This is a genomic window from Maritimibacter harenae (genome assembly GCF_009882975.1).
GTDB classification, from domain to species: Bacteria; Pseudomonadota; Alphaproteobacteria; order Rhodobacterales; family Rhodobacteraceae; genus Maritimibacter; species Maritimibacter harenae.
In genome coordinates, this window is the sequence record NZ_WTUX01000017.1 from 192,153 (window position 1) to 218,063 (window position 25,911).

The window sequence follows — 25,911 nt, forward strand, 5'->3', positions numbered from 1 at the left end:
AAATATCCTCGGGGGTGAGCGCGCAGCGCGAGGGGGCGGACAGCCCCCTGCCGGCGTCAGCCGGCCTGGTGGACGGCGGAGACTTCGGCCCGGATGATGCGCGCGACCTGGGCGCAATCGTCGAGCGTGAAGGTCAGCGGCAGGCGCAGGTCGAGGATGGCGCGCAGCACGCGGTCGGAGGCAGGCATCGGCGTCGACGGAGCGTAGCGCCAGCTGTCGTAGCGCGAGGTGAAGCCCGTGGGCTCCGGCGCGCCGAACCACTTGAGTTCGACCCCCTTGGTGCCGCAACGGCGCACCACCTCGGTGACGGCGTCTGCGGACCAGTCGAGAAGCAGGAACTGGAACGACGACATGACGTAGTCCTCGGCCGCCGGCCGCTCCACGATGGTGAGCCCCGGCGTATCGCGCAACCCCGTCTCGACGACCCGGTAGCGTTCGTTCCAGCGGGCGCATTGCCGGTCGAGGTCCTTCAGCTGCGGGCGCAGGATCGCCGCGCGCAGGTTGTCCATCCGGCCCGAGACGTTGGGCGTGTCGTATTTCACCCGCTCGAAGACCTCCGGGCCCGGCGCCGCGAGGTGGCGGCCATAGAGCATGTAGCTGCCCGAAAGCATCACCGCGCGCGCCGCCACGTCCGCGTCGTCGGTGACGATGAGACCGCCCTCGCCCGAGTTCATGTGCTTGTAGGTCTGGGTCGAGTAGCAGCCCACGTGCCCCGACCGTCCTGAAAGCACGCCGTTCCAGCGCGCGCCCATCGTGTGGGCGCAATCCTCGATCACCGTGAGCCCGTGCGCCTCGGCCAGCGCCATGAGCGCGTCCATGTCGGCGAGGTGCCCGCGCATGTGGCTGAGCATGAGCACGTCGGCCTGGTCCGCCTTCGCCGCGAGATCCTCCAGGTCGATCACGAGGCTTTCCGTCACGCCCACGAAGACCGGCACGGCACCGACGCCCGCGATGGCGCCCGGTACCGGGGCCAGCGTGAAGGCGTTGGTCAGCACCCGGTCGCCCGGCTTCACCCCCACCGCGCGCAGCGCCGTGGCGAGCGCGTAGCCGCCCGAGGCGACCGCGAGGCAGTAGCGCGCCCCCGACCAGTCCGCGAATTCTCGTTCGAGCAGGGAAACCTCGCTCTCCTCGCCCGGCGCGGTGTTGTAGCGGTGCAGCCGGCCCGTGCGCATGACCGCGACGGCGGCCTCGATCGCCTCTTCCGGGATCGGCTCCTGCTGGGTGAAATTGCCTTCGAAGATCTCGCTCATGGCGCGACATTGCGCCGGGGTCGACCGACCGTCAACCGATGAGGCGTGCCACCGCCGCGTCGAGGTCGTCGTAGCGGTCGAGGAGCCCTTCGGGCGAAAGATCCGCGACCTTGCGACCGTCCGGACCGAAGGTGATGAGAAGCGACGGCACGCCGGCCGCCCGGGCGGTGTCGCGGTCGGTGATCGTGTCGCCCACGAGAAGAGAGCGCGCGACCTCGCCGCCCGCCCGCTCGACCGCCGCGACGTAGGGCGCGGGGTCCGGCTTTCGCACCGGCAGCGTGTCGGCCCCGATGAGCGAGGCGAAGAGATCGCGCACCCCGAGCCGCGTCATCAGCGTTTCGGCGAGGGCCGCGGGCTTGTTCGTGCAGATCCCCACGCCGTAGCCCGCCGCGCGCAGCCGACCGATGGCTTCGACCGCGCCGGGATACATCACCGTGTGCCGGTCTATGTTGGCCCCGTAGCATTCGAGCAGGTAGGGGTATTCGCGGTCCACCGCCTCGGGTCCGAGACCCAGCCGGTCGCACCCCAGCGACAGCATCGCCCGGCCGCCGCGAAAGGCCGTGGCCGCGTCCGCCACTGGGTCCAGCACCGCGCCGTGGCCCAGCCGGACGAAGCAGGCGTTGGCTGCCGCGATCAGGTCCTTGGACGTGTCGGCCAGGGTGCCGTCGAGGTCGAAGATTACCGTTTTGATACTCATGCCCGGTCTTCCCCGCCTTCCCGTTGCGTGCTACGCGCCGAGAGGTAGACCGAAGTCATTGGCAAGAAAAGAGCACAACATGCCGAGCGCCCTCATCATCCTCGCCGCAGGCCAGGGAACGCGGATGAATTCCGACCGTCCGAAAGTCCTCCACGAACTGGGCGGGGTGCCGCTTTTCGCCCATGCGCTGATGGCCGGGGCGGCGTTCGATCCGGAGCGCATCGTGCTGGTCGCGGGCGACAACGCCGACGAGGTGGAAACGGTCGCGCACGACTACGACCCGCGCGTCGAGGTGGTGCTCCAGGGCGAGCGTCTGGGCACCGGGCACGCGGTGGCCCAGACCCGCGACGCGCTGGCGGGCTTCGAGGGCGATGCCATCGTGCTCTACGGCGACACGCCGTTCATCCGGCGCGAAACGCTGGACCGGATGGCCGAGGCCCGGGCGGGCGGCGCGGACGTGGTCATCCTGGGCTTCGAAGCCGCCGATCCCAAGCGCTACGGGCGCCTCGTCATGGAAGGCAAGGAACTGCGCCGGATCGTCGAGTACAAGGACGCCTCGGAAGAGGAGCGCGCGATCACGCTGTGCAACTCCGGCGTCGTGGCCGCCGATTGCGAGACGCTTTTCGACCTGATCGCGGGGCTCACGAACGAGAACGCCTCGGGCGAATACTACCTCACGGACATCGTCGAGGTGGCCCGCGCGCGCGGCCTGCGCGCCGAGGCCGTGACCTGCGACGAGGCCGAGACGCTGGGCATCAACACCCGCGCGGACCTGGCCGCCGCCGAGGCGCAGTTGCAGGCGTGGAAGCGTGACGAGGCGCTGAAGAACGGTGTGACACTGGTTGCGCCCGAAAGCGTCTTCTTCTCCGCCGACACCGTGGTCGGCCGCGACAGCGTGATCGAGCCGCACGTGGTCTTCGGCCCCGACGTCACGGTGGAGTCCGGCGCCCGCATCCGGGCGTTTTCGCATCTCGAAGGCTGCCACGTCAGCACCGGCGCGGTCGTTGGGCCCTATGCCCGCCTGCGCCCCGGCGCCGAACTTGCCGAACGCGCCAAGGTGGGCAATTTCGTCGAGATTAAGAACGCGCAGGTCGGCGAAGGCGCCAAGGTGAACCACCTGACCTATATCGGCGACGCCACCATCGGCGAGGCCGCCAACATCGGCGCGGGCACGGTCACCTGCAATTACGACGGCGTCTTCAAGCATCGCACCGAAATCGGGGCGCGCGCCTTCATCGGGTCTGACACGATGCTCGTGGCCCCGGTGAAGGTCGGCGACGATGCGATGACCGCCACCGGCACCGTCGTCACCCGCGACATCGAGCCGGGCGCGATGGGCGTCGGCCGCGCGCGTATGGAGGTGAAGCCGGGCTTCGCATTGAAATTGTTCGAGAAATTGCGCGCGAAGAAAGCGCAGAAGAAGGGTCATTGAGATGTGTGGGATTGTTGGGGTGCTGGGCACGCACGAAGTGTCGCCGATCATCGTCGAGGCGCTGCGGCGGCTCGAGTACCGCGGCTATGACAGCGCGGGCATCGCCACGGTGAATGCCGAAGGCGCGCTCGACCGCCGCCGGGCGGTGGGCAAGCTCGTCAACCTGTCGGACGTTCTCGTGCACGATCCCCTGCCCGGCAAGGCGGGCATCGGGCACACCCGCTGGGCCACGCACGGGGCGGCGAACGAGGGCAACGCCCACCCGCACCGCGCGGGCAAGGTGGCCGTCGTGCACAACGGGATCATCGAGAACTTTGCCGCCCTGCGCGACGAGCTGACCGCCGACGGCGTGACCTTCGAGAGCCAGACCGACACGGAAACCGTGGCCTGCCTCGTCGCGCGCCGGATCGACGCGGGCGCCACGCCGGTCGAGGCGGTGCGCGAGGTGCTGGGGCGGCTCGAGGGCGCCTATTCGCTTCTCTTCCTGTTCGAGGGCGAGACAGACCTGATGATCGCCGCGCGCAAGGGCAGCCCCCTGGCCATCGGGCATGGCGACGGCGAGATGTACGTCGGCTCGGACGCGATCGCGCTCGCCCCGCTCACCGACCGGATCACCTATCTCGAAGAAGGCGATTGGGCGGTGATCACCCGCGCGGGCGCCGAGATCTTCGACCGGAACGGCAACATCGCCAACCGCGAGGTGCGCAAGGTCGCCGTTGACGCCACGCGGATCGAGAAGGCGGGCTACAAGCACTTCATGATGAAGGAGATCGCGGAGCAGCCGACCGTGGTCGACCGCGTGCTCGACGCCTATCTCGACGCCGACGGCAGCATCGCGATGACGCTCCCCGACGTGGATTTCACCAAGGTGAGCCGCATTTCCATCGTGGCCTGCGGCACCGCCTATTACGCCGGGCTGGTGGCCAAATACTGGTTCGAGCATTACGCGCGGCTGCCGGTCGACATCGACGTGGCGAGCGAGTTTCGCTACCGCGAGCCGCCGCTGCCCGAGGGCACGCTCGCGGTCTATGTCAGCCAGTCGGGCGAAACCGCCGACACGCTGGCCGCGCTGCGCTACACCGACGGCAAGGCCAGCCGGATCGTGAGCCTCGTGAACAGCGCCGAAAGCTCCATCGCGCGTGAAAGCGACGTGGCGGTGCCGATCCATGCAGGCGTCGAGGTTTCGGTCGCCTCCACCAAGGCGTTCACGGCGATGCTCACCACCTTCGCGGTCATGGTGCTCAAGGCCGCCTCCGAGCGTGGAGTGATGGACGCGGACACCCTGGCCGGTCACATCCAATCGCTGCGCCAGCTTCCGGGCCTGATGAGCCACGCGATTTCGATCGACGGTGAACTCGCCCGCACCGCCCGCAAGGTCGCCCAGTCGCGTGACGTTCTGTTCCTGGGGCGCGGCCAGATGTTCCCGCTCGCACTGGAAGGCGCGCTGAAACTCAAGGAAATCAGCTACCTGCACGCCGAAGGTTACGCGTCGGGCGAACTCAAGCACGGCCCCATCGCGCTCGTGGACAAGAACACGCCGACGGTCGTGCTGGCCCCGCATGACGGGCTCTTCGAAAAGACCGTGTCGAACATGCAGGAAGTCATGGCACGCGGCGGCCGGGTGCTTCTGATCTCGGACGCCAAGGCGATCGCGGCGACGGGTGGCGGCGTGTGGCGCACGATCACCATGCCCGACGCGCCGGAACTGGTGCAGCCGATCCTCTACGCGATCCCGGCGCAGCTTCTGGCCTATCACGCCGCCATCGCCAAGGGCACGGACGTGGACCAGCCGCGCAACCTGGCGAAATCGGTGACCGTGGAGTAGACGCGAAGGAGACGCGACGTGGCCAAGCAGTTCGACGGGATCGGGGACGCCCACCGCGCCTTCATCGAGGACCAGCACATCTTTTTCGTGGGCAGCGCGGCCTCCGACGGCCGGGTCAACGTCTCGCCCAAGGGGCAGGACTCGCTGCGGATCATGGGACCCAACAGGATCGTCTGGCTGAACCTCACGGGCTCGGGCAACGAGACCGCCGGGCACCTGCGCGACGTGAACCGGATGACGCTCATGTGGTGCAGCTTCACCACCCGCCCGCTCATCCTGCGCTGCTTCGGCACCGCGCGCACGGTCCATCCGCGCGACGAGGACTGGGCGGAGCTTGCCGGTATGTTCGGCACACCCCTGGGCGCGCGGCAGGTCTACGACATGACCGTCGACATGGTGCAGACCTCGTGCGGCTATGGCGTGCCGTTCTTCGACAATCCCCGCCCCCGCGAGACGATCGCGACATGGGCCGAGGACAAGGGCGAAGACGGGCTTCTCGCCTACTGGGAAGAGAAGAACCGCACGACGATCGACGGGGCCGAAACCGGGATCTTCGAATGACTCCGGACGAGGCGCTCGACGCCCTGCGCGCGCATGTCGAACCGGGACGCGCCGAGGGCGCGGCAGCCTATCACAAGGTGGAACGCGAATACCTGGGCGTCCCCAACCCGGCGATCAACGACCTCACCAAGGCGTGGCGGCGAAGCCTGTCCGTCGACGAGCGCGTCGTGCTGGCCGACGCGCTGTGGAAGACCGACATCTTCGAGGCACGGCTCGCGGCCGCCAAGCTCCTGACGCAGGCGCGGCTCAGGCCGGACGAGGCCGCGTGGCGGCTCATCTTGTCCTGGGTCCCTGATTTCGACAGCTGGGCGATCGCCGATCACGCCTGCATGGCCGGACAGAAGCGGCTCGTCGCCGACCCGCGCCGGGTGGACGAGGTCGAGGACTGGACCGGGTCGGCGCACATGTGGACACGGCGCGCGGCCCTCGTCATCACCCTGCCATGGACGAAGCAGAACAATCCCAGGCCCGAGGAACTCGCGGTCCGTGACCGGGTCCTGGGCTGGGCGGCAGGCTATGTCGACGATCCGGAGTGGTTCATCCAGAAGGCCGTGGCGTGGTGGCTGCGCGATCTGTCCAAGCACGACCCGGAGCGCACCCGCGCCTTTCTCGCCGCCCACGGCGACCGGATGAAGCCCTTTGCGCGCCGGGAGGCCGGCAAGTACCTGTCATAGCTGTTGCAGCCCCCTCGCCCCCGCCATAGTTTCCACGGCAACGAAACGAGGAGGCTTCCATGACCAGACCCACCCCGCCCTTCCGCGCCGATCACGTCGGCTCGCTCCTGCGCCCGAAGGCGATCCAGGCGGCGCGCAAGAAGCATTTCGAAGACGGCACGCTGTCGGCCGAAGAGCTGAAGGCGGTCGAGGATGCCGAGATCCCGGCGCTCATCAAGATGCAGGAAGACGTGGGGCTGAAGGCCGTCACCGACGGCGAAGCACGCCGGTCCTTCTGGCACTACGACTTCATGGGGATGCTCACCGGCCTCGATCTCGACGAGCGCGAAGAGGGCGTGCAGTTCGCGGGGGTCAAGCTGCGCCCGATCTTCCCGACGATCACCCGGAAGCTCGATTTCCCCGACGACCACCCGATGCTCGACCACTTCAAGTTCGTCGACGCGCACACGAACGTGGTGCCCAAGATCTCGATCCCCGGGCCGTCGTCGCTCCATTTCCGCACGGCGCCGGAGGACATCCACGTCGCCGAGTACGAGGACACCGAGGCGCTCTTCGCCGACATCGCGGCGACCTACAAGAAAGCGGTCGCCAAGTTCTACGAGGCCGGGTGCCGCTACCTCCAGATGGACGACATCTTCTTCGCCTACCTGTGCGACCCCAAGCACCGGGCCGAGAAGAAGGCCAACGGGCAGGACCCCGACTGGCTGATCCAGAAATACAGCTGGATGATGCGCGAGGCGATCAAGGACCGGCCCGCCGACATGACCATCGGCATGCACATGTGCCGGGGCAACTTCCGCTCGACCCACGCCGCAGAGGGCGCCTATGACCTCGCCGCCGAGGCGATCTTCAACACCGGCGTCGATATCTTCTTCATGGAATACGACACCGACCGCGCGGGCGGGCTGGAACCCCTGGGCCTTCTGCCCAAGGGCAAGCAGCGCATCCTGCCGGGCTTCGTGACCACGAAGACGCCGGATCTCGAGAGCATGGACTGGCTCAAGTCGAAGTTCGACGAGGCGTCGAAATACGTCGACATCGACCAGCTCGGCATCGCGCCGCAATGCGGTTTCGCCTCGACCGAAGAAGGCAACGCGATCACCGAGGACGACCAGCGCAAGAAGCTCGAACTCATCGTGCGCTGCGCCGAGGAGATCTGGGGCGGCGTCTGAGGCCGGACAGCGCCACATATTCAAATAAGACGAAACGTGTCGCCGCGCCCCCGGGTGCGGCGACAGTGTTTCAGGGGTCGCCGCCCCTGCCGGATGCCTGTTTTGCCCGCACCGGGCCACCTTGGGAAATCGTTCCGCAACGCCCCGGTCCGGAGGCCGAATTTTCCCTTGAGTCAGGGCGTTTGCCGGTTCAAGAGGGCCAATCATTCCAATCTGGGGGAACGCGTGATGTTCGAGAACCTTGGTTTTGACACCCTGACCGCACCGCAGGCCGCCGTGATCTTCGGCGGGCTCGTCGGCGTGCTTTTCGGTCTTCTGGCCGAGCGCACCAAATTCTGCTTCCGCCGCGCGCTGGTGGGCGAGGATCGCCGGGCCGCCGCGGGCGTGTGGTTCATGGCGCTGGCCACGGCGCTCATCGGCACGCAGGCCGCGGTGGCCGCCGGGCTGATCGCGTTCGACGACCACCGCTTCTTCACCGCCGACATGCCGGTGCTCGCCATCCTCGTGGGCGGCGCGCTTTTCGGGGCGGGCATGGTGCTCACGCGCGGCTGCGCCTCGCGGCTCACCGTACTGGGCGGCACGGGCAACCTTCGCGCGCTCTTCGTGATCCTAGTCTTCGCCGTGATCGCCCACGCCACGCTCAAGGGCGTGCTCGCCCCGGTGCGCACGACGCTGGGCTCCGTCACCCTGCCGCTCGGCGACGCGGTGAGCCTGGCCGCCCTGCCCGGCGGCGCGCTCCTGTGGTCCGCCGTGATCGCGGTGGCGGCCCTGTTCGTCGCGCTGCGGTCGGGCAACACGCCCGGCATCCTGGTGCTGGCCGCCCTGCTGGGTCTGCTCGTGCCGCTGGCCTGGGTCGGGACCGGTTACGTCCTCTACGACGACTTCGACCCGATCGCCATGGAAAGCCTGTCGTTCACCTCCCCCGCGACCGAGGCGCTGTTCTTCACCATCGCCTCGACCTCGATCCCGGCGGGCTTCGGCACCGCCCTGGTGGGCGGCGTCCTTCTGGGCGCGCTGCTCTCGTCGCTCGTGTTCCGCAGCTTCAAGTGGCAGAGCTTCACCTCGCCGCGCGAAACCGGCCGCTACGCTGCCGGGGCCGCGCTGATGGGCGTGGGCGGCGTACTGGCCGGGGGCTGCACCGTGGGCGCCGGCCTGTCCGGCGTGCCGACGCTGTCGCTTGCCGCGATCCTTGCGCTGGCGTCCATCGCGGGCGGCGCGCTGGCCGCACGCTGGGCGATCGGGGATCGTAGTGGCGCGGGCGTTCCCGTCGCCGCCGAGTGACGGGACGACGCCGGGTCTTCGCCGGGCGGAGGGACAAGTCAGGACATGCGACAAGGGCCGGGTATCATCCCGGCCCTTCGTCTTTCGGGGAAACGGGAACTGCGGAATTCCAGGATTCTAGGATTCTAGGATTCTAGGATTCTAGGATTCTAGGAAAGCGGAACGCCAGGCACCGCCCCGCGTCAACGCCCGACCGCCGACCCGCGCCCGGCCGGCGCCGTCACCGCCGGACCAGCCGCCGGCGCACAGCGCGCCCGGCGAGCCAGACGACCAGAACCACGGGGATCACCAGCCCCGCCGTCCACACCGCCTTGTCGATGTGCAGCGCATAGGCGATCGGCGCGGTGAGGTAGGACAGAAGGCTCACGGCGTAATAGCTGATCGCCACCACCGACAGCCCCTCGACCGTCTCCTGCAGGCGCAGCTGCAGGTCCGCGCGCCGATCCATGCTCTCGAGCAGCGCCTGGTTCTGGGCCGAGCGGTCCACGTCCACCTTCGTGCGCAGAAGATCGCCCGCCCGGATCGCCCGCTCCGCCATGTCACGCAGCTGCCGCTCCATCGCCTTCACGGTGCGCATCGCCGGATCGTAACGGCGGGTCATGAATTCCCGGAACGTCTGGCGCCCGTCCCAGCGCTCCTCGCGCAGCACGTCGATGCGCTGGTTCACGATCGCCTCGTAGGCCCCCGTCGCGCCGAACCGGAACGAGGTCTGGGCGTTCAGCTTCTCGAGCTCCGCCGAGATGTTCAGGAGCTGCTGAAGGCGCGCCTCGGACGTGCCCCCGCTCCCCCCGATGCCCGAGACGAGTGCGGAGAGTTCGTCCCCGATCTCGCCCAGTCGCCCCTGGATCGACCGTGCGCGCGCGAGCCCCAGCATGGACATCTGCTTGTAGGTCTCGATCTCGCAGATCCGCTGCACGATGCGCCCGGTGCGCCGGGGCGAACATTCGGGGCCCGTGAAGACCGCGAAGCGGCTCTGCCCGCCCTCGTCGATCCGGAAATCTCCCGCGATGATCGCGTCCCGGTCGAGCACGTGGCTCACCGCGACGCTTTCGGGCACGAACCAGTCGTTGACCTTCTGGCGCATCTCGGCGTCGTCGGGTTTCTCCTCGACCCGGATCAGGACCGAGGTCACCAGAACCCCGGGCGCGTCCGCCAGCCAGTCGTCCGGAAACACGTCCAGCCGCTTGGGATCGAAGGGGGGCGTCCAGTTGCCTTCGCCGAAGATCGTGTAGGTCACGAACTCGGTATGGCTTTCCCACTTGAGCTTGTACTTGCCCAGGTCGCCGAAGAAATGGTTCGCCCCGGGCTTGGGGTGCGCCGTGCCGTAGCGGTCGAGGAGCGCGGTCAGATGCGCGACATCGGCCGACCGGTCCCGCCCGGCCGCGTTCTCCGGCTGCTTGATGGCGAGGTAGACCGCGAAACAGGGCGAGCGGAGCGACGGGAAGGGCCGCGCGTGCAGCTCGTTGGACAGCGCGTAGCGCAGCGGATGATCTTCGATGGTGGCCATGTCCGGTCCCGTTCTTCGCGTGTCTTCCCGAGAGGTTACGCGAAGTCAGGGCACCGAAACAGTGGTCGATTGTCGCGCGGGCGGTATTTCCGGCCCCGCCCGCGCCGGTCGATCAGAGGATGACCACGTCCAGCGGCGGGAAGCCGTTGAAGCCCACCGACGAGTAGGACGAGGTATAGGCGCCCGCGTTGCGGATGATCGCGCGATCACCGGATTTCAGCGTCACCGGCAGCATCATCGGGCGCTTCTCGTAGAGCACGTCGGCCGAGTCGCAGGACGGGCCGGCCAGGATGCAGGGGCCGACCGGGTCGCCGTCGCGCGGGGTCGCGATCTGGTAGCGGATCGCCTCGCCCTCGGTTTCGGCCAGGCCCGAGAAGCGGCCGATGTCGAGATAGACCCAGCGGTGCATGTCGTCGTCCGACTTCTTCGACACGAGCAGCACCTCCGCGATGATCGCGCCGCATTCGGCCACGAGACCCCGGCCCGGCTCCGCCATCACGCGCGGCACGTCGCCGAAGCGCGCGCCGACGAGTTCCATGACCCGCGCGGCGTAGGTCGAGGGCGCGTCGATCGCCTCGCCGTAGAAGGCCGGGAAACCGCCACCGATGTTGAGCAGGTCGAGCGCATAGCCCTCGGCCTGCGCCCGGTGCCAGATTTCGGCCACGGCGTCGAGCACGCCGGTCCACATCTCGGCCCGCTTGGTCTGGGACCCCACGTGGAACGACAGGCCGACGGGCTTGAGGCCCAGCTCGGTCGCGTAGGCCATGAGGTCGATCGCCTTCTCGCCCCGGCAGCCGAACTTGCGGCTGAGCGGCCAGTCGGCCTGGCTGTTCTCGACGATGACGCGGATGTAGACCTCGGCGCCCGGCGCGTGGGCGGCGATCTTGTCGAGCTCCTCTTCCGCGTCGGCGGCGAAGAGCGTGACGCCCGCGTGGTGCGCGAAGGCAATGTCGCCCACCTTCTTCACGGTGTTGCCGAACGAGATGTCCGCCGGGTCCGCGCCCTGGCTCAGGCACAGCTCGATCTCGGCGCGCGAAGCCGCGTCGAAATGCGAACCGATGTTGACCAGACGCTCGATGATCTCGCGCGTCGGGTTGGCCTTCACGGCATAGTGGATGTGGGCACGGCCCAGCCCCTGCTTGAGCTGGTGATACTGGAATTCGACGCGGTCCACGTCGAGGACGAGCGTCGGACGGTCCACGACCATCGAGCGGACAGCGGTTTCGATACGGGAAGCAGGCGCGAAGGCGCCCTGTGCAACGTAGGTCATGTCTATCTCCAATAGACAGGGGCGAAGCCCCAAGGTTCCAAGTGGAGACGTTACCGTCGCTGCGTTAACGCGTGCCGGTCCGTCATCGCGGGAAACCCGCTCCTTCGGACTGCCGGTCGTGGCCAGAGGCGCGTGCGTTGGCGTCTTGAGCGCGCATTTGGGGCAAAGGCCGAGTCGTTGCAAGAGTTTTTGAATCGCCGCGTGTATTTTTTCCCGATCCGTCCTATGCAACCCGCATGGCCCGGCTGATCCTGTTCAACAAACCCTTCGACGTCCTGTCGCAATTCACCGACGCGAAGTCGCCGACGAAACGCGCGACGCTGTCGGATTACATCGACGTGCCAAGGGTTTACCCGGCCGGTCGGCTTGATCGCGACAGCGAGGGGCTGATGATCCTGACGGACGACGGCCGCCTGCAGGCCCGCATCTCGGATCCACGCGCGAAAACGCCCAAGACCTACCTCGCGCAGGTCGAGGGCGCGCCGGACGAGGCCGACCTCGATCCGCTGCGCCAGGGCCTTGTCCTGAAGGACGGCCGCACGCGCCCCGCCAAGGCGCGCCTGATCGAGCCGCCGCGACTGTGGCCCCGCACGCCACCGGTGCGATACCGCAAGAGCGTGCCCGACCGCTGGATCGAGCTCACGATCACCGAGGGGCGCAACCGGCAGGTGCGGCGCATGACGGCGGCCATCGGTTTTCCGACCCTGCGCCTGGTGCGCTGGCGCGTTGGGGACTGGACACTCGACGGGCTGGAGCCCGGGCAGTGGCACGACGCCTGAGGGCCCGCATGAACCCTCATGGCGAAATGAACACAATTCGCCCGGGGGTTGCAGAATCTTGCCCGGATTCCGCCTCCGTATTGCACGGGTCCGCCCGAATTCCTGCCCCGTTCTCCCTATAGGTGTTCCGCGAACCACACATTCAAACGGGAAGTTTTGCCGTGTTGCCTTTCGCGAGTGCCATCAAGAAATTCGCCACCGATGAAACCGGGGCCGTCACCGTGGACATGGTCGTCTTCTGGGGCGGCAGCATCCTGATCGCCAAGACGATCGTGGGGGATGTCGCCGTCGGGGTCATGGACCTGAGCGACACGGTCAACGGCGCGCTGAGCGAAATCGCCGCCACCGACCTCAGCGTCGACCAGATCAAGGCGCTCGGGGCCACCACGGAACCGGCCGACGATGCCGACAGCGACGCCTCGGACGACGAGGACGGCGCCGGGAACCCGGGCAACGACAAGGACGTCGGCAACGCCGGCGAAAACCCGAACGGCAAGGGCGGCTGGGGCGACGGCTCGAACGGCCAGGGCGACACGAACGGGAACGCGGGCAGCGACGACGACGACAGCGGCAGCAGCGGCGCGGGCAATCCCGGCAACGGCAAGAACGTCGGCAACGCCGGGGAAACGCCGAACGGCGACAGCAAAAGCAGCTGGGGCGAGGGCACGAAGGGTCGCAGCGACGGCGACAAGGGGAACGGGAAGGGCAACGGCAAGGACTGAGCCTGCCCCGCCCGGATCGGAAGACGACGAAGCGCCCCGGCAACGGGGCGTTTTTCTTTGCCTGGATGTCGGCGCCCCCCGGACCGCCGCTCTGCTTCTCTAGGATTCTAGAATCCTAGAAAAGTGAAGCCCGCGCGTAGGCCGCCCGCCAGGACCTGCCTGCCGGATACCAGCCACACGGACGCAACACGCCGTCCGAAACGAAAAGGGCCCCGCCGAAGCAGGGCCCTTTCCCGGTTTTCCGTCCGGATCAGTCCAGCAGCGACAGGAGCTGCGTGACCGAGTCCTTGGCGTCGCCGTAGAACATCCGCGTGTTGTCCTTGTAGAACAGCGGGTTCTCGATGCCGGAGTAGCCGGTCCCCTGCCCGCGCTTGGACACGAACACGTCCTTGGCCTTCCAGACCTCGAGCACCGGCATCCCGGCGATCGGCGAGTTCGGGTCTTCCTGCGCCGCCGGGTTCACGATGTCGTTCGAGCCGATGACGATCACGACGTCCGTGTCCGGGAAGTCGTCGTTGATCTCTTCCATCTCGAGCACGATGTCGTAGGGCACCTTCGCCTCGGCCAGAAGCACGTTCATGTGGCCCGGCAGACGGCCCGCGACCGGGTGGATCGCGAAGCGCACTTCCTTGCCCATGCCGCGCAGCTTCTTGGTCAGGTCGCTGACCGCGTTCTGCGCCTGCGCCACGGCCATGCCGTAGCCCGGCACGATGATGACGCTGTCGGCATCCTTGAGCGACTGGGCCACGCCTTCGGCGTCGATCGGCTTCTGTTCGCCCTCGATCTCCATCTGCTCACCGGCCGGGCCGCCGAAGCCGCCCAGGATGACCGAGATGAACGACCGGTTCATCGCCTTGCACATGATATAGGACAGGATGGCACCCGAGGAGCCCACCAGCGCGCCGACCACGATCAGGAGGTCGTTGCCGAGGCTGAAGCCGATGGCCGCCGCCGCCCAGCCCGAGTACGAGTTGAGCATCGAGACCACGACGGGCATGTCCGCGCCGCCGATCCCCATGATCAGGTGGTAGCCGATGAAGAGCGCGGCCACGGTCATGATCGCCAGCGGCAGAAGCTCGCCCGACCCCACGTACCAGAACAGGCCGATGAGCGAGATGATCGCGGCCCCGGCATTGAGCACGTGTCCGCCCGGCAGCTTCTTGGCCGCCGAGGTCACCTTGCCGGCGAGCTTGCCGTAGGCGATCACCGAACCGGTGAAGGTCACCGCACCGATGAAGATGCCCAGGAACAGCTCGACCTTGAGGATGTTCAGCTCGGCCGTCGTCTTGTGCGAGATGAGCTTGCCGAAGGTGCCAAGCCCCTGCTCACCCAGCCAGGTGTCGAGCCCGGCCTCGTTGAGCGAGGTCGGCGCCACCGCCATGATCTCGGCCACGCGGCCGATCTCGATATGGGCGTTGTAGCCCACGAAGACGGCCGCAAGACCCACGAGCGAGTGCATCGCGGCCACGAGCTGCGGCATCTCGGTCATCTGCACGCGCTTGGCGACGTAGAAACCGATGATGCCCCCGGCCGCGACCAGCACGATCGACAGCAGCCAGAGCCCCGCGCCGGGGCCGATGAGGGTGGCGATGACGGCGAGCGCCATGCCGACGATGCCGTACCAGACAGCCCGTTTCGCGCTTTCCTGGCCGGAGAGGCCGCCCAGCGACAGGATGAAGAGGACGGCGGCGACCACGTAGGCCGCGGTGGTGAATCCGTATTCCATGATCCCCTACTCCTTAAGATTTCTGGAACATGGCGAGCATGCGCCGGGTGACGAGGAAGCCGCCGAAGATGTTGATCCCGGCCATGAAGACCGACACGGCCGCCAGCACGACGATGAGGACGGACCCCGATCCGATCTGCATGAGCGCGCCGAGGATGATGATCGACGAAATGGCGTTCGTCACCGCCATGAGGGGCGTGTGAAGCGAGTGCGAGACGTTCCAGATCACCTGGAAGCCCACGAAGACGGCGAGCACGAAGACGATGAAGTGCTGCATGAAGCTCGCGGGCGCGAACAGGCCCGCCAGCAGGATGAGCGCCCCGCCGATACCCAGGAGAGTCGCCTGGGTCTTCGTCTCTTTCTTGAAGGCCGCGATTTCCTGCGCCCGCTTTTCCTCGGGCGTCAGCTCCTTGGGCGGCTCGGGTTTCTTCTGCGCCGCGATCGCCTGTGTCTTTGGCGGTGGTGGCGGGAAGGTGATCTCGCCCTGGTGGGTCACGGTGGCCCCGCGGATCACGTCGTCATCCATGTTGACGTTGATCTGACCGTCCTTGTCGGGGGTCAGGTCCGTCATCATGTGCCGGATGTTGTTGGCATAGAGCGTGGACGACTGCGTGGCCATGCGGCTCGGGAAGTCGGTGTAGCCGATGATCGTCACGCCGTTCGGGGTCACGATCTTCTCGTCCATCTTGGTCAGCTTGCAGTTGCCGCCCTTCTCGGCGGCAAGGTCCACGATGACCGAGCCCGGCTTCATCGCCTCGACCATGTCCTCGGTCCAGAGCTCCGGGGCCTCCCGGTTCGGGATCAGCGCCGTGGTGATGACGATGTCCACCTCCGGGGCCAGTTCGCGGAACTTGGCGAGCTGCGCTTCGCGGAACTCGGGCGAAGAGACCGAGGCGTAACCGCCCGTCGCCGCACCGTCTTCCTGCTCTTCCTCGAAGTCGAGGTAGACGAACTCGGCGCCCATCGACTCGACCTGTTCGGCCACCTCGGGGCGCACGTCGAACGCATAGGTGATGGCACCCAGCGAGGTCGACGTGCCGATCGCGGCGAGACCGGCGACACCGGCGCCCACGACGAGCACCTTCGCCGGCGGCACCTTGCCCGCCGCCGTCACCTGCCCGGTGAAGAACCGGCCGAAGTTGTTGCCCGCCTCGATGACCGCGCGATAGCCCGCGATGTTGGCCATCGACGACAGCGCGTCCATCTTCTGCGCACGGCTGATGCGCGGCACCATTTCCATGGCGATGACGGTCGCGCCCTTGGACTTGGCGAGCTCCAGGCCCTCTTCGTTCCCCCCGGGGTTGAAGAAGGTGATGAGCGTCTTGTCCTTCGTCAGGCGCTTCAATTCCGTTTCGGTCGGAATGCGCACCTTGGCGATGATGTCGGCTTCTTTCCACAGGCTGGCGGCCGTCTTGATGATCTTGACGCCGGCGGCCTCGTAATCCTCGTCGTTGAATCCGGCGGCCTCACCCGCCTTCGACTGGATCAGGCATTCGTAGCCCAGTTTCTGCAGCATGCCCGCCGACTCCGGCGTCATGGCGACGCGGTTCTCCCCCGCGATGGTTTCCTTCGGAACACCAATCTTCACGATGTTTGTCCTTCTCCCACTCACGCCACGGGTGTCCCCCGTGATCTCCAGATGTTTCCTATATGCTCCATGGACGGAATGCGACCGAAACCATGCAGTTCGCGACGACATAAGTGCGCGACCGTGTTGACGTTACGTCACAGCACCGCGTGACCTTGTTTTTCCTCGCTCACCTCGTCCTCGCCGCGCGGTTTCGGCCCGATCCGGCCAGAATCTGCCGCGCAATTTTGTTTCTTCGAACACGGCATAATGAGGATGAATGTTACGGACGCAACCCCTCGCAGGTGCAGCATTGCCGCGACGTTGCGATTGCGTCGCGTTCCGCAGCCGGTAGCGTGGCCGAAACAGGGAGGAGACGACATGGATCTGACAGGCAAACATGCGCTCGTCACCGGCGGCGGCACCGGCATCGGGCTCGCCATCGCCACCGCGCTGGCCGAGGCCGGGGCCGAGGTCACGATCACCGGGCGCCGGGCGGACGTGCTGGACGAGGCCGCGGCCACCCACCCGCGCCTCCACGGCGCCGTGATGGACGTGACCGACGAAAGCGCGATCCGCGACGGCGTGGCCGCCGCCCGTGACGCACGCGGCCCGATCACCATCTGCGTCGCCAACGCCGGCGTCGCCACGGGGCGCAAGCTGTCGCGCACCTCCTACGACTTCTGGCGCCAGATCATGCAGGTCAACCTCGACGGCGTGTTCCTTACCGTGCGCGAATGCCTGCCCGACATGGAAGGGGCCGACTGGGGCCGCGTGATCGCGATCTCCTCGATCGCCGGGGTGAAGGGGCTGAAGGGCGCAGGCGCCTACTCGGCCTCGAAACACGGCGTGATCGGGCTCATCCGCTCGCTGTCGGAGGATTACCTGGGCGCGGGGCTCACCTTCAACGCGATCTGCCCGGCCTATGTCGACACTGACATCATCACCCGCAACGTCGACGCGATCTCCGAGAAGATCGGCGGCGACCGGGAAGCGGCGCTCGCGATGATGCGCGACGTGAACAAGCACAAGCGCCTGATCAAGCCCGAGGAAGTGGCGGCGGCCGCCATGTGGCTGGTCGGCCCGGGATCGGAAAGCGTGAACGGCCAGACGATCGAGATCGCGGGCGGCCAGATGTGATCCACCCCTGCGCGGGGCCCTAGCTCCGCGCGGGCCGCAACCCCTGCCCGATCAGCGTGGCCAGCCGGTCGAGATCTGCAAGCAGCACGTCGTAGTCGCGCGCGCTCATCACCACGCCGTGCAGCGCGTCATAGATCGTGGCCGCCGTTTGTTCGGCGCTGCCATAGGCCTCCAGCGACACGATCCCCTTTCCTTCCGCCCGGGCAAGCCAGTCGGCCAGCACCTCGACGATCCGCGCCTCCCCCGCGGCCGCCACGTCGGCGGCAACGGTGATCTTCGCATCCATCAGCTCTTCGCCATGCGGCGAGGTCATGAGCGCGTCGAAGGGCGCGGCTACCTTCACCGCGAACGCGCCGGCGAGCGCGTCCGCCGGGTCGCCGGCCGCGTCGAGCGCGGCCGTCATCTTGTCGACCGCATCGTCGAAATAGCGCTGCACGAGGGCGGAGAGGATCGCCTCCTTGTTCTTGAACTTGAGGTAGATGGAGGCCCGCGACATGCCCGCCCGGCGCGCGATATCCTCCATCGAGGCGCGGCGGAACCCGTAGGTCCGGAACGCGTCGAACGCCGCCATCAGGATCGCGGCCTGTTTGTCATCCGTCTGTCCGGCGCCCACCGTATCACTCTGCATGAATGTGTTCTGACAAAATTGACAGATAGTGTCAATTGACACACTGACATTCCGAGTGCATTTTGTCAGAAATGGCCAGACGCCAGTCAGGGAGACCAGCGATGAGTTACAAGATCACAGTCAACGGCACGTCCTACGACGTGGACCTGCCCGGGGAGGTGCCGCTCCTGTGGGTCCTGCGCGACGAACTGGGGCTCACGGGAACCAAGTTCGGCTGCGGCGTCGCCGCCTGCGGCGCCTGCACCGTGCAGGTGGACGGGATCGCGCAACGCTCCTGCCAACTGCCGCTCGACGCCGTCGAGGGCGCGGTCACGACGATCGAGGGCGTGGGCACGCCCGACAACATGGCCGCGATCCAGAAGGCCTGGGTCGATCACAACGTGGCGCAATGCGGTTACTGCCAGTCCGGCCAGATCATGCAGGCGGCCGCCCTGCTGGCCGAGAACCCGGACCCGACCGACCAGGACATCGACGACGCGATGTACGGCAACCTGTGCCGCTGCGGCACCTACCCGCGCATCCGCGCCGCGATCCATTCCGCGGCCGACGCGATGAAGGAGGCCTGATCATGGGCAAGCTCGGAAAGATCACCCGCCGCGTGTTCCTCGTGGGCGCCGTCGCCGTGACCGGTGGCGTGGCCGTGGGGGCCTATGCCGTCACCCGCGACCCGAAGAACCCGCTCAAGCCCGACGAGGGCGCCTCGCTCAACTCCTACGTGATCATCGACCAGGACGGCGTCACCGTCATCGTGCCGCGCGCCGAGATGGGGCAAGGCGTGCAGACCTCGCTCGCCGCCCTCGTGGCCGAAGAGCTCGAAGTGCCGATGGACATGGTGCGCGTGGAACACGGCCCCCCCGCCAAGGCCTATGCCAACAACAAGTTCCTCCTGCCGCGCGGCTACGACGCGGAGCCGCCCATGAAGATGGTCAACACGGTGATGGAGGCGATGCCGCGCATGCTTGGCATGCAGATCACCGGCGGCTCCATGAGCACGGTGGACGCCTGGGACAAGAACCGCATCGCCGGGGCCGCGGCGCGCGAGATGCTAATCTCGGCCGCCGCCGAGCGTCTTGGCGTGGGGCGCGACCAGCTCCGGGCCGAGAACGGGGCGATCGTGGCCACCGACGGCACCCGCCTGCCCTACGCCGAACTGGCCGAGGCGGCCGCGACCATGACGCCGCCCGACAATCCGCCGCTCAAGGACCCGGCGGACTGGAAGCTGATCGGCAAGCCGCTTCCCAAGCTCGACCAGCCCGCGAAGGCAACGGGCACCGCTCCCTTCGGGATCGACACGCGGGCCGACGGCATGAAATTCGCCACCGTGAAGATGGCGCCCCGGATCGAGGGCGAGATGGTCTCCTACGACGCCTCCGAGGCCGAGGGCATGGCCGGGGTCGAGAAGATCATCGACCTGGGCGACGGCGTCGCGGTGGTGGCCAGCAACACCTGGCTCGCCATCCAGGCCGCCGAGGCGATCCGCTTCGAATGGGGGCCCGCGCCCTACGGCGCCACGACGGACGAGATCTTTGCGGATCTCGAGGCCGCCTTCGACACCGAGCCCAACATCACCCCGCATGACCATGGCGAGGTGACGGAAAGCGACGACGACCTCGTCGCCGAGTACCGCGCCCCCTTCCTCAGCCACGCGCCGATGGAGCCGATGAACGCCACGGCGCTTTACACCGGCGACCGGCTCGAGATCTGGGCCGGCGTCCAGGGGCCGATCATCACGCAGCAGCAGGCCGCCGAGGCGGTCGGGCTGAAGCAGGACCAGGTCACCCTGCACACCACCATCATGGGCGGCAGCTTCGGCCGGCGCGGCTTCAACGAATACGCCATCTACGCGGCCCGCGTCGCCAAGGAGATGGAGGGCACGCCCGTCAACGTGACCTGGTCGCGCGAAGAGGACATGCGCCACGACCACTACCGCCCCGGCGCCATCGCGCGCATGCGCGGCCGGCTCGACGGTGACAGGATCGACACCTTCAAGGCCGACCTGTCGGCGGCCTCGGTGATGCGCGCCACGATGAAGGCCTTCATGGGCATCGACCGGCAGACCGCCGACGCGATGATCACCGAGGGCGTGGCCGAACAGCCCTATGGGTTCCCGAACGTGCTGATCCGCGGCTACGTCCCGGAACGCACGCCCCGCGTGGGCTTCTGGCGCTCGGTGGGCAACTCGCAGAACGCCTTCTTCATGGAGAGCTTCATCGACGAGCTCGCGCACAAGGCCGGCGCCGACCCGCTGGCCTTCCGCCTCGCCCATATCGAGGGCACGGACGCCGAGACCGCCGAGGTGCTGCGCACGGTGCGCGACATGGCGAACTGGACCGGCGAGACGCCCGAGGGCAAGGGGCGCGGCGTTGCCGTGACCTATTCCTTCGGCACGCCCGTGGCCGAGATCATCGAGGTCTCCGACCAGGACGGCGCGGTGAAGATCGACAAGGTCTGGATCGCGGCCGACCTGGGCAAGATCGTCGACCCCGGCAACGTCGAGGCACAGCTCATCTCGGGCGCGATCTACGGCCTGTCGGCCGCCATGCTGGAAGAGATCACCTTCGAGGACGGCAAGGTCGTCGAGGGCAACTTCTGGGACCATGACGCGCTGCGCATGAACAACACGCCGGACTTCGAGGTCACCGCCCTCGCGCTCGGCGGCGCGGTCGGCGGCGTGGGCGAACCGGGTACCCCGCCCGCGGCCGCCGCGCTCGCCAACGCGATCTACGACCTGAACGGCACGCGCCTGCGCCGCATGCCCTTCCGCCACGACATCGACTTCGTCACCTGACGAAAGCGGGGGCCGGACGCGAAGCCGCCCGGCCCCCTTTCATCTTGCTCCAAATACGCTGTCGCGACGCGGCCTCAGGCGCGGCCAAGGGACGGGTAGTCCGATACCAGCATCCGCGCGGCGGGCGCGTCCTCCTCGATCTCGGAGAAACGCGGCAGCGGCGGGTGGAAGACGTTGTCCGTCTCGTCGTCGTTGACCGTCGACACCTCGCCGATCAGCACGTCGCCGCCCTCGCCCCAGAACGCATGCCAGTCGCCCGGCATCAGGGTCACGCTTTCGCCGGGGGCGAGCCGGATCACCTCGCCGGCGGCGAAGTCGCGCGCGATGCCGTCGCAGAACACCCGGCCGCCCCGGTCCTCGGCGAAGCCGCCGTCCGCGTCCGAGCCATGCAGCCGGATCGCCAGCGTCGCGCCGCCCCGGTTGATGATGTCCTCGGCCTTCACGATGTGGCGGTGCATGGGCGAGAGCTGATCCTGGCGCGAGATCAGGAGCTTCTCGGCATAGCACATGCCCTGCCCGGCCCGCAGGTCCGACAGCCGCCCGTTGCGCAGGGTGAAGAGGAACAGGCCCATCCGGTCGAAATCGCCCTGCCCGTAATCCGTCACGTCCCAGCCGAGCCGCGACTCCCTGACGCCGCGCGCCGCCTCGGTCTCGAACTCCGCGCGGGACCAGTAGGCGAAGGGCGGCAGCACCACGCCGTGACGCGCGAGCATCTCTTCGGCGTGCTCGAGCACCGCGTTGACCCTGGATCGTTTCATGCTGTCCTCCCGGCCGCCCGGGCCGCGTGTCTTCACACTGCCTGCAACACCGGCTGCGGGCGCTTGCCATCCGCCCAGGCCCGCGCGGCGTCGCCGAAGGCCCCGAACAGCGGACGCGACACCGGGTCCGTCGCCGCGCGGTATTCGGGATGCCACTGCACGGCGAGCGTGAAGCCCGGCGCGTCCTTGACGTAGACCGCCTCGGGCGTGCCGTCATCGGCGTAGCCGTCGATCACGATGCGTGCCCCGGCGCTCTTGATCCCCTGCCCGTGCAGTGTGTTGGTCATCACCTTCTGCGCCCCCATGAGGCGGTGGAACACGCCGCCTTCGGTGAAGGTCACGGCGTGGCGGATCGCGAATTTCTCGTCCAGCGTGCCATCGGGCGGCATCCGGTGGTTCATGCGGCCGGGCAATTCGCGGATCTCGGGATAGAGCGAGCCGCCCATCGCCACGTTGACCTCCTGAAAACCCCGGCAGACGCCCAGGAAGGGCTGGCCCGCCTCGACGCAGGCGCGCACCAGGGGGAGCGTGATCGCGTCGCGGTTCCGGTCGAAGGCGCCGTGCGCCTCGGTCTCTTCCTCGCCGTATTCCTCGGGATGGACGTTCGGCCGCCCGCCGGTCAGCAGGAAGCCGTCGAAGGTCTCCATCAGCTCCTCGACCGACACGAAGGCCGGGTCGGCGGGGATGAGGAGCGGCAGGCCGCCCGCCACCTCGGCCACGGCTTCCGAGTTCATCGTGCCGCCCGCGTGGGCCGGGTAGGTATCACCGATCAGGGTCGGGTTGCCGATGATGCCGATTTTGGGTCGGGTCATGTCTCACCTGTGCGCTTGCCCCCTATCTAGCCCCTGCCGGGCGCGAGGGAAAGGGCGGGGACGCGGCGTCGCCCCGCGGCCCGTGCGGTCAGATGCGCGCGACAATCCCTTCGAAGTCGAGCCCGGTGATCGCCCCCGGCACCACGCCGCGCGCGCCGTCCACCCGCGTGGCGATCCAGCCGTCGGACACCGCGCCGTTTCCGCCCCGGATCAGGATCGAGGCGGCCAGCAACACGGCAAGCCGTTCGGCGAACCAGCGCGCCTCGCCCTCTTCGGGCAGGCCCGGCCAGCGCTCGAAATGCGCTTTCAGAGCTTCGTCGTAGCGCCGGTCCGCCCCCGTCGCGGCCTCGAGCTCGGCGCTTAGCGTTTCGCCCGCCAACGGCTCGCGACCCAGCGTGCGCAGGATGTCGACGCAGATGACATTGCCGGAGCCTTCCCAGATCGAATTGAGCGGCGCCTCGCGGTAGAGCATCGGCATCGGCGTCTCCTCGACATAGCCCATGCCGCCCAGGCACTCCATCGCCTCCAGGATCACCGGCCCGCAGCGCTTGTTCGACAGGAACTTGGCCAGTGCCACGCTGATCCGCGCGAAGGCCCGGTCCTCCTCGCTCTCGCCGTCGAAGGCGCGTGCCGCGCGCATCCCGAGGGCCAGCGCCCCTTCCCATTCGAGCGCGAGGTCGGCCATCACAGCGCGCATCAGCGGCTGGTCGATCAGGCGCTTCTGGAAGGCCGTGCGCCCCGCGACCCAGTGCTTGGCCTCCACCAGCGCCGCGCGCATGAGGCCCGCGGGCGCCATCGCGGTGTCGAGCCGCGTGTGGTGCACCATCTCGATGATCGTGGCCACGCCGCGCCCTTCTTCACCAAGCTTGTGGGCGCGTGCGCCATGGTACTCGATTTCGGACGACGCATTGGCGCGGTTGCCCAGCTTGTCCTTCAGGCGCTGGATCTGGATCGCGTTGCGCCCCGCCTCGGTCCAGCGCGGGACGAGGAAACAGGTCAGTCCGCCCGGGGCCTGCGCCAGCGTCAGGAACGCGTCCGACATCGGGGCCGAGCAGAACCACTTGTGCCCGGTGAGCCGCCACAGGTCGCCTTCCGGGTCGGCGCGCGTGGTGTTGGCGCGCACGTCGGAGCCGCCCTGCTTTTCCGTCATGGCCATGCCCATCGTGGCGGAGCGCTTGCGCTCCACCGGCGCGATCGCGGGGTCGTAGTCCCCGCCCTTGAGCTTCGGGGCCCACGTCGCCTGGAGGTCCGGATCGGCGGCCAGCGCGGGCACGGCAGCGTAGGTCATGGTGAGCGGGCAGCAGATCCCCGGCTCCACCTGGCTCAGCATGTAGACCATCGCGGCATGGGTCGCGTGCCCGCCCGGCGCACCGTCCCAGGCGATGTTGGCGTAACCCGCGGCCATGCCCGCTTCCATGATCCGGTGATAGGCCGGATGGAAGCGCACCTCGTCGAGCCGCCGCCCGCCCCGGTCGAAGAGCTTGAGTTCGGGCGGACAGGCCCGCGCCTCTTCCCCCGCTGCGCGCATGTCGGCACTGCCGAAGGTGGCGCCGGCGGCCGCGGCGGCCTCGCCCCGGGCGCCTGCCGCGAGCGCCGCGTCGCGCAGGGGCCGGTCGCTGTCCCACAGATCCTGCGCCGGCGGCGGCCCGGGCTGGTTCTCGACCTCGTGGGTGGCGAGCGAAACGCGGGGTTCGATGGTCATGGCTGGTCCTCCTCGCCCCGAATCCTAGCGCGCGCGCCCCGGTGACGGGAACCCGTCCCGTCACGGCATCCGCGGGAAATCGCGCGGGCCGTGCGAAAGGGATTCACACGGCGAATCACCTGTGTCATAGTCGTGTGCAGCGCCCGTCAGAGGCGCATCGAGGCAGAAAGAACGGTGAGACCCGTGCAGGCACCCCGCAAACATACCGGCTTGGGCGGCATGCTCTATTTTCTCGGGCTGATCGCCGCCGGGACCTACTTCACCTTTGCCGCCGTGCAGGGCGATTACGGCCTGTTCCACCGCGTGCGGATCGAAGCCGAGGCGCGCACGCTGGAGAAGGAGCGCGCGCGGCTGGCCTCCGAGATCGCGACGCTCGAGAACAAGACACACCGGATCTCGGACGATTACCTCGACCTCGACCTGCTCGACCAGCAGGCGCGCGACGTGCTGGGCATGGTGCGCGCCGACGAGATCGTCCTGCGCTGATCCGCGCCCCCCGTATCGTGATCCGAAAGGCGCCCCGGCGCCCGAAACGTTGCGTCAAATCCCCCCTCGCAATCGAGGGCATTTTCGTTTATTAGATAGTTTAATGCTAAACTACTTTCTGCACTGCGGAGGAGGCAGCCTATGGCGACCGCAAAAAGCGCCAAGAAATCAAACACATCCAAGGAAGAGCTTCTCGAGTATTACCGGGAAATGCTGCTCATCCGGCGATTCGAGGAAAAGGCCGGCCAACTCTACGGCATGGGCCTGATCGGCGGCTTCTGTCACCTCTACATCGGCCAGGAAGCGGTGGTCGTCGGGCTCGAGGCCGCGGCCGAAGACGGCGACAAGCGCGTGACGTCCTACCGCGATCACGGTCACATGCTGGCCTGCGGGATGGACCCCAAGGGCGTCATGGCCGAGCTCACGGGACGCGAAGGCGGCTATTCCAAGGGCAAGGGCGGCTCGATGCACATGTTCTCGACCGAGAAGGACTTCTACGGCGGGCACGGCATCGTGGGCGCGCAGGTGCCGATCGGCGCGGGCCTTGCCTTCGCCGACAAGTACCTGGGCAACGACCGCGTGACCTTCACCTATTTCGGTGACGGCGCGGCCAACCAGGGCCAGGTCGCCGAGACCTACAACATGGCCGAACTCTGGGACCTCCCGGTCGTCTTCGTGATCGAGAACAACCAGTACGCCATGGGCACCGCGGTGAAGCGTTCGACCAAGTCGAAGTCGCTGTGGGAGCGCGGCGCGGCCTACGGCATCGAGGGTGAGGAAGTCGACGGGATGGACGTTCTGGCGGTCAAGGCGGCCGGCGAGAAGGCTATCAAACACTGCCGCGCGGGCAAGGGCCCCTACATCCTCGAGATGAAGACCTACCGTTACCGTGGCCACTCCATGTCGGACCCGGCCAAGTACCGGACCCGCGAGGAAGTCCAGAAGATGCGCGACGAGAAGGACCCGATCGAGCATGTCCGCGACCTTCTGCTCCAAGGCAAGCACGCAACCGAGGACGACCTCAAGGCGGTCGACAAGGAGATCAAGGGGATCGTGAACGAGGCGGCGGATTTCGCCCGCGAAAGCCCGGAGCCGTCGGTCGACGAGCTCTGGACACATATCTACGCGTAAGCC

23 protein-coding genes are annotated in these 25,911 nt (G+C 67.8%); 13 read left to right on the forward strand and 10 right to left on the reverse strand.

The genetic code is table 11. The features are described 5' to 3' along the window. Positions 1–56: 56 nt before the first annotated feature. Both GQE99_RS13380 and GQE99_RS13385 read right to left on the reverse strand, forming a co-directional pair. Positions 57–1,250, reverse strand: coding sequence for a DegT/DnrJ/EryC1/StrS family aminotransferase (locus GQE99_RS13380; RefSeq protein WP_161352132.1), 1,194 nt, complete (start codon positions 1,248–1,250; stop codon positions 57–59). A gap of 31 nt (positions 1,251–1,281) precedes the next feature. Further along, on the reverse strand, positions 1,282–1,947 hold the full coding sequence (locus GQE99_RS13385; RefSeq protein WP_161352133.1) for an HAD-IA family hydrolase: 666 nt from the start codon (positions 1,945–1,947) through the stop codon (positions 1,282–1,284). 79 nt (positions 1,948–2,026) lie between these two features. On the opposite strand from GQE99_RS13385, the gene glmU reads away from it, so the two are divergent. From glmU to GQE99_RS13415, 6 genes are all read left to right on the forward strand, one after another. Continuing rightward, positions 2,027–3,379: a bifunctional UDP-N-acetylglucosamine diphosphorylase/glucosamine-1-phosphate N-acetyltransferase GlmU gene (glmU, locus tag GQE99_RS13390; RefSeq protein WP_161352134.1), complete on the forward strand. Its 1,353-nt coding sequence runs from the start codon at positions 2,027–2,029 to the stop codon at positions 3,377–3,379. A gap of 1 nt (position 3,380) precedes the next feature. Then, positions 3,381–5,204 carry a glutamine--fructose-6-phosphate transaminase (isomerizing) gene (gene glmS, locus GQE99_RS13395; RefSeq protein WP_161352135.1) on the forward strand — a complete coding sequence of 608 codons (1,824 nt, stop codon included), beginning with the start codon at positions 3,381–3,383 and terminating at the stop codon, positions 5,202–5,204. Positions 5,205–5,222: 18 nt separating this feature from the next. Next, positions 5,223–5,765 (forward strand): pyridoxamine 5'-phosphate oxidase family protein, encoded by a 543-nt coding sequence (locus tag GQE99_RS13400; protein WP_161352136.1) that lies wholly within the window; start codon positions 5,223–5,225, stop codon positions 5,763–5,765. Beyond that, entirely contained in the window at positions 5,762–6,439 is a 678-nt protein-coding gene (locus GQE99_RS13405) for a DNA alkylation repair protein (RefSeq protein ID WP_161352137.1), read from the forward strand. Before GQE99_RS13400 ends, GQE99_RS13405 begins: the two co-directional genes overlap by 4 nt. A 59-nt stretch (positions 6,440–6,498) precedes the next feature. Beyond that, on the forward strand, positions 6,499–7,611 hold the full coding sequence (locus GQE99_RS13410; RefSeq protein WP_161352138.1) for a 5-methyltetrahydropteroyltriglutamate--homocysteine S-methyltransferase: 1,113 nt from the start codon (positions 6,499–6,501) through the stop codon (positions 7,609–7,611). Between the two features lie 228 nt (positions 7,612–7,839). Further along, positions 7,840–8,892 (forward strand): YeeE/YedE family protein, encoded by a 1,053-nt coding sequence (locus tag GQE99_RS13415; protein ID WP_161352139.1) that lies wholly within the window; start codon positions 7,840–7,842, stop codon positions 8,890–8,892. Positions 8,893–9,112: 220 nt separating this feature from the next. Here the strand turns inward: GQE99_RS13415 and GQE99_RS13420 are convergent, their stop codons facing one another. Then, entirely contained in the window at positions 9,113–10,399 is a 1,287-nt protein-coding gene (locus GQE99_RS13420) for a DUF3422 family protein (RefSeq protein WP_161352140.1), read from the reverse strand. Positions 10,400–10,511: 112 nt separating this feature from the next. Beyond that, positions 10,512–11,669, reverse strand: coding sequence for a type III PLP-dependent enzyme (locus GQE99_RS13425; protein WP_161352141.1), 1,158 nt, complete (start codon positions 11,667–11,669; stop codon positions 10,512–10,514). A 236-nt stretch (positions 11,670–11,905) separates the two neighbouring features. Between GQE99_RS13425 and GQE99_RS13430 the strand changes: the two genes are divergently transcribed. Continuing rightward, complete coding sequence (locus tag GQE99_RS13430; RefSeq protein ID WP_161352142.1) at positions 11,906–12,448, forward strand: pseudouridine synthase; 543 nt, start codon at positions 11,906–11,908, stop codon at positions 12,446–12,448. A gap of 164 nt (positions 12,449–12,612) precedes the next feature. Then, positions 12,613–13,170 (forward strand): hypothetical protein, encoded by a 558-nt coding sequence (locus GQE99_RS13435; protein WP_161352143.1) that lies wholly within the window; start codon positions 12,613–12,615, stop codon positions 13,168–13,170. A gap of 250 nt (positions 13,171–13,420) precedes the next feature. Here GQE99_RS13435 and GQE99_RS13440 read toward each other — a convergent pair whose 3' ends face one another. Beyond that, positions 13,421–14,896 carry an NAD(P)(+) transhydrogenase (Re/Si-specific) subunit beta gene (locus GQE99_RS13440; RefSeq protein WP_161352144.1) on the reverse strand — a complete coding sequence of 492 codons (1,476 nt, stop codon included), beginning with the start codon at positions 14,894–14,896 and terminating at the stop codon, positions 13,421–13,423. A 13-nt stretch (positions 14,897–14,909) separates the two neighbouring features. Then, positions 14,910–16,484 carry a Re/Si-specific NAD(P)(+) transhydrogenase subunit alpha gene (locus GQE99_RS13445; RefSeq protein ID WP_161352145.1) on the reverse strand — a complete coding sequence of 525 codons (1,575 nt, stop codon included), beginning with the start codon at positions 16,482–16,484 and terminating at the stop codon, positions 14,910–14,912. Positions 16,485–16,844: 360 nt separating this feature from the next. Here GQE99_RS13445 and GQE99_RS13450 point away from each other — a divergent pair, with 360 nt between their 5' ends. Continuing rightward, positions 16,845–17,603 (forward strand): SDR family NAD(P)-dependent oxidoreductase, encoded by a 759-nt coding sequence (locus GQE99_RS13450; protein ID WP_161352146.1) that lies wholly within the window; start codon positions 16,845–16,847, stop codon positions 17,601–17,603. 19 nt (positions 17,604–17,622) lie between these two features. On the opposite strand, the gene GQE99_RS13455 is transcribed toward GQE99_RS13450, so the two are convergent. Continuing rightward, on the reverse strand, positions 17,623–18,231 hold the full coding sequence (locus GQE99_RS13455) for a TetR/AcrR family transcriptional regulator (RefSeq protein WP_161352147.1): 609 nt from the start codon (positions 18,229–18,231) through the stop codon (positions 17,623–17,625). Positions 18,232–18,332: 101 nt separating this feature from the next. On the opposite strand from GQE99_RS13455, the gene GQE99_RS13460 reads away from it, so the two are divergent. After that, a complete protein-coding gene (locus GQE99_RS13460) occupies positions 18,333–18,797 on the forward strand; it encodes a (2Fe-2S)-binding protein (RefSeq protein WP_161352148.1) in 465 nt (154 codons plus the stop codon). A gap of 2 nt (positions 18,798–18,799) precedes the next feature. Further along, positions 18,800–21,019, forward strand: a complete 2,220-nt coding sequence (locus GQE99_RS13465; RefSeq protein WP_161352149.1) for a xanthine dehydrogenase family protein molybdopterin-binding subunit — start codon at positions 18,800–18,802, stop codon at positions 21,017–21,019. Positions 21,020–21,093: 74 nt separating this feature from the next. Here GQE99_RS13465 and GQE99_RS13470 read toward each other — a convergent pair whose 3' ends face one another. The 3 genes from GQE99_RS13470 to GQE99_RS13480 form a co-directional block, all read right to left on the reverse strand. Beyond that, positions 21,094–21,777, reverse strand: a complete 684-nt coding sequence (locus tag GQE99_RS13470) for a D-lyxose/D-mannose family sugar isomerase (protein ID WP_161352150.1) — start codon at positions 21,775–21,777, stop codon at positions 21,094–21,096. Between the two features lie 32 nt (positions 21,778–21,809). Beyond that, positions 21,810–22,589: a gamma-glutamyl-gamma-aminobutyrate hydrolase family protein gene (locus GQE99_RS13475; protein WP_161352151.1), complete on the reverse strand. Its 780-nt coding sequence runs from the start codon at positions 22,587–22,589 to the stop codon at positions 21,810–21,812. Positions 22,590–22,677: 88 nt separating this feature from the next. Beyond that, positions 22,678–24,291, reverse strand: a complete 1,614-nt coding sequence (locus GQE99_RS13480; RefSeq protein WP_161352152.1) for an acyl-CoA dehydrogenase family protein — start codon at positions 24,289–24,291, stop codon at positions 22,678–22,680. Positions 24,292–24,510: 219 nt separating this feature from the next. Between GQE99_RS13480 and GQE99_RS13485 the strand changes: the two genes are divergently transcribed. Continuing rightward, a complete protein-coding gene (locus GQE99_RS13485) occupies positions 24,511–24,777 on the forward strand; it encodes an FtsB family cell division protein (protein WP_161352153.1) in 267 nt (88 codons plus the stop codon). A 141-nt stretch (positions 24,778–24,918) separates the two neighbouring features. Further along, positions 24,919–25,908: a pyruvate dehydrogenase (acetyl-transferring) E1 component subunit alpha gene (gene pdhA / locus GQE99_RS13490; RefSeq protein ID WP_161352154.1), complete on the forward strand. Its 990-nt coding sequence runs from the start codon at positions 24,919–24,921 to the stop codon at positions 25,906–25,908. Positions 25,909–25,911 lie beyond the last annotated feature (3 nt).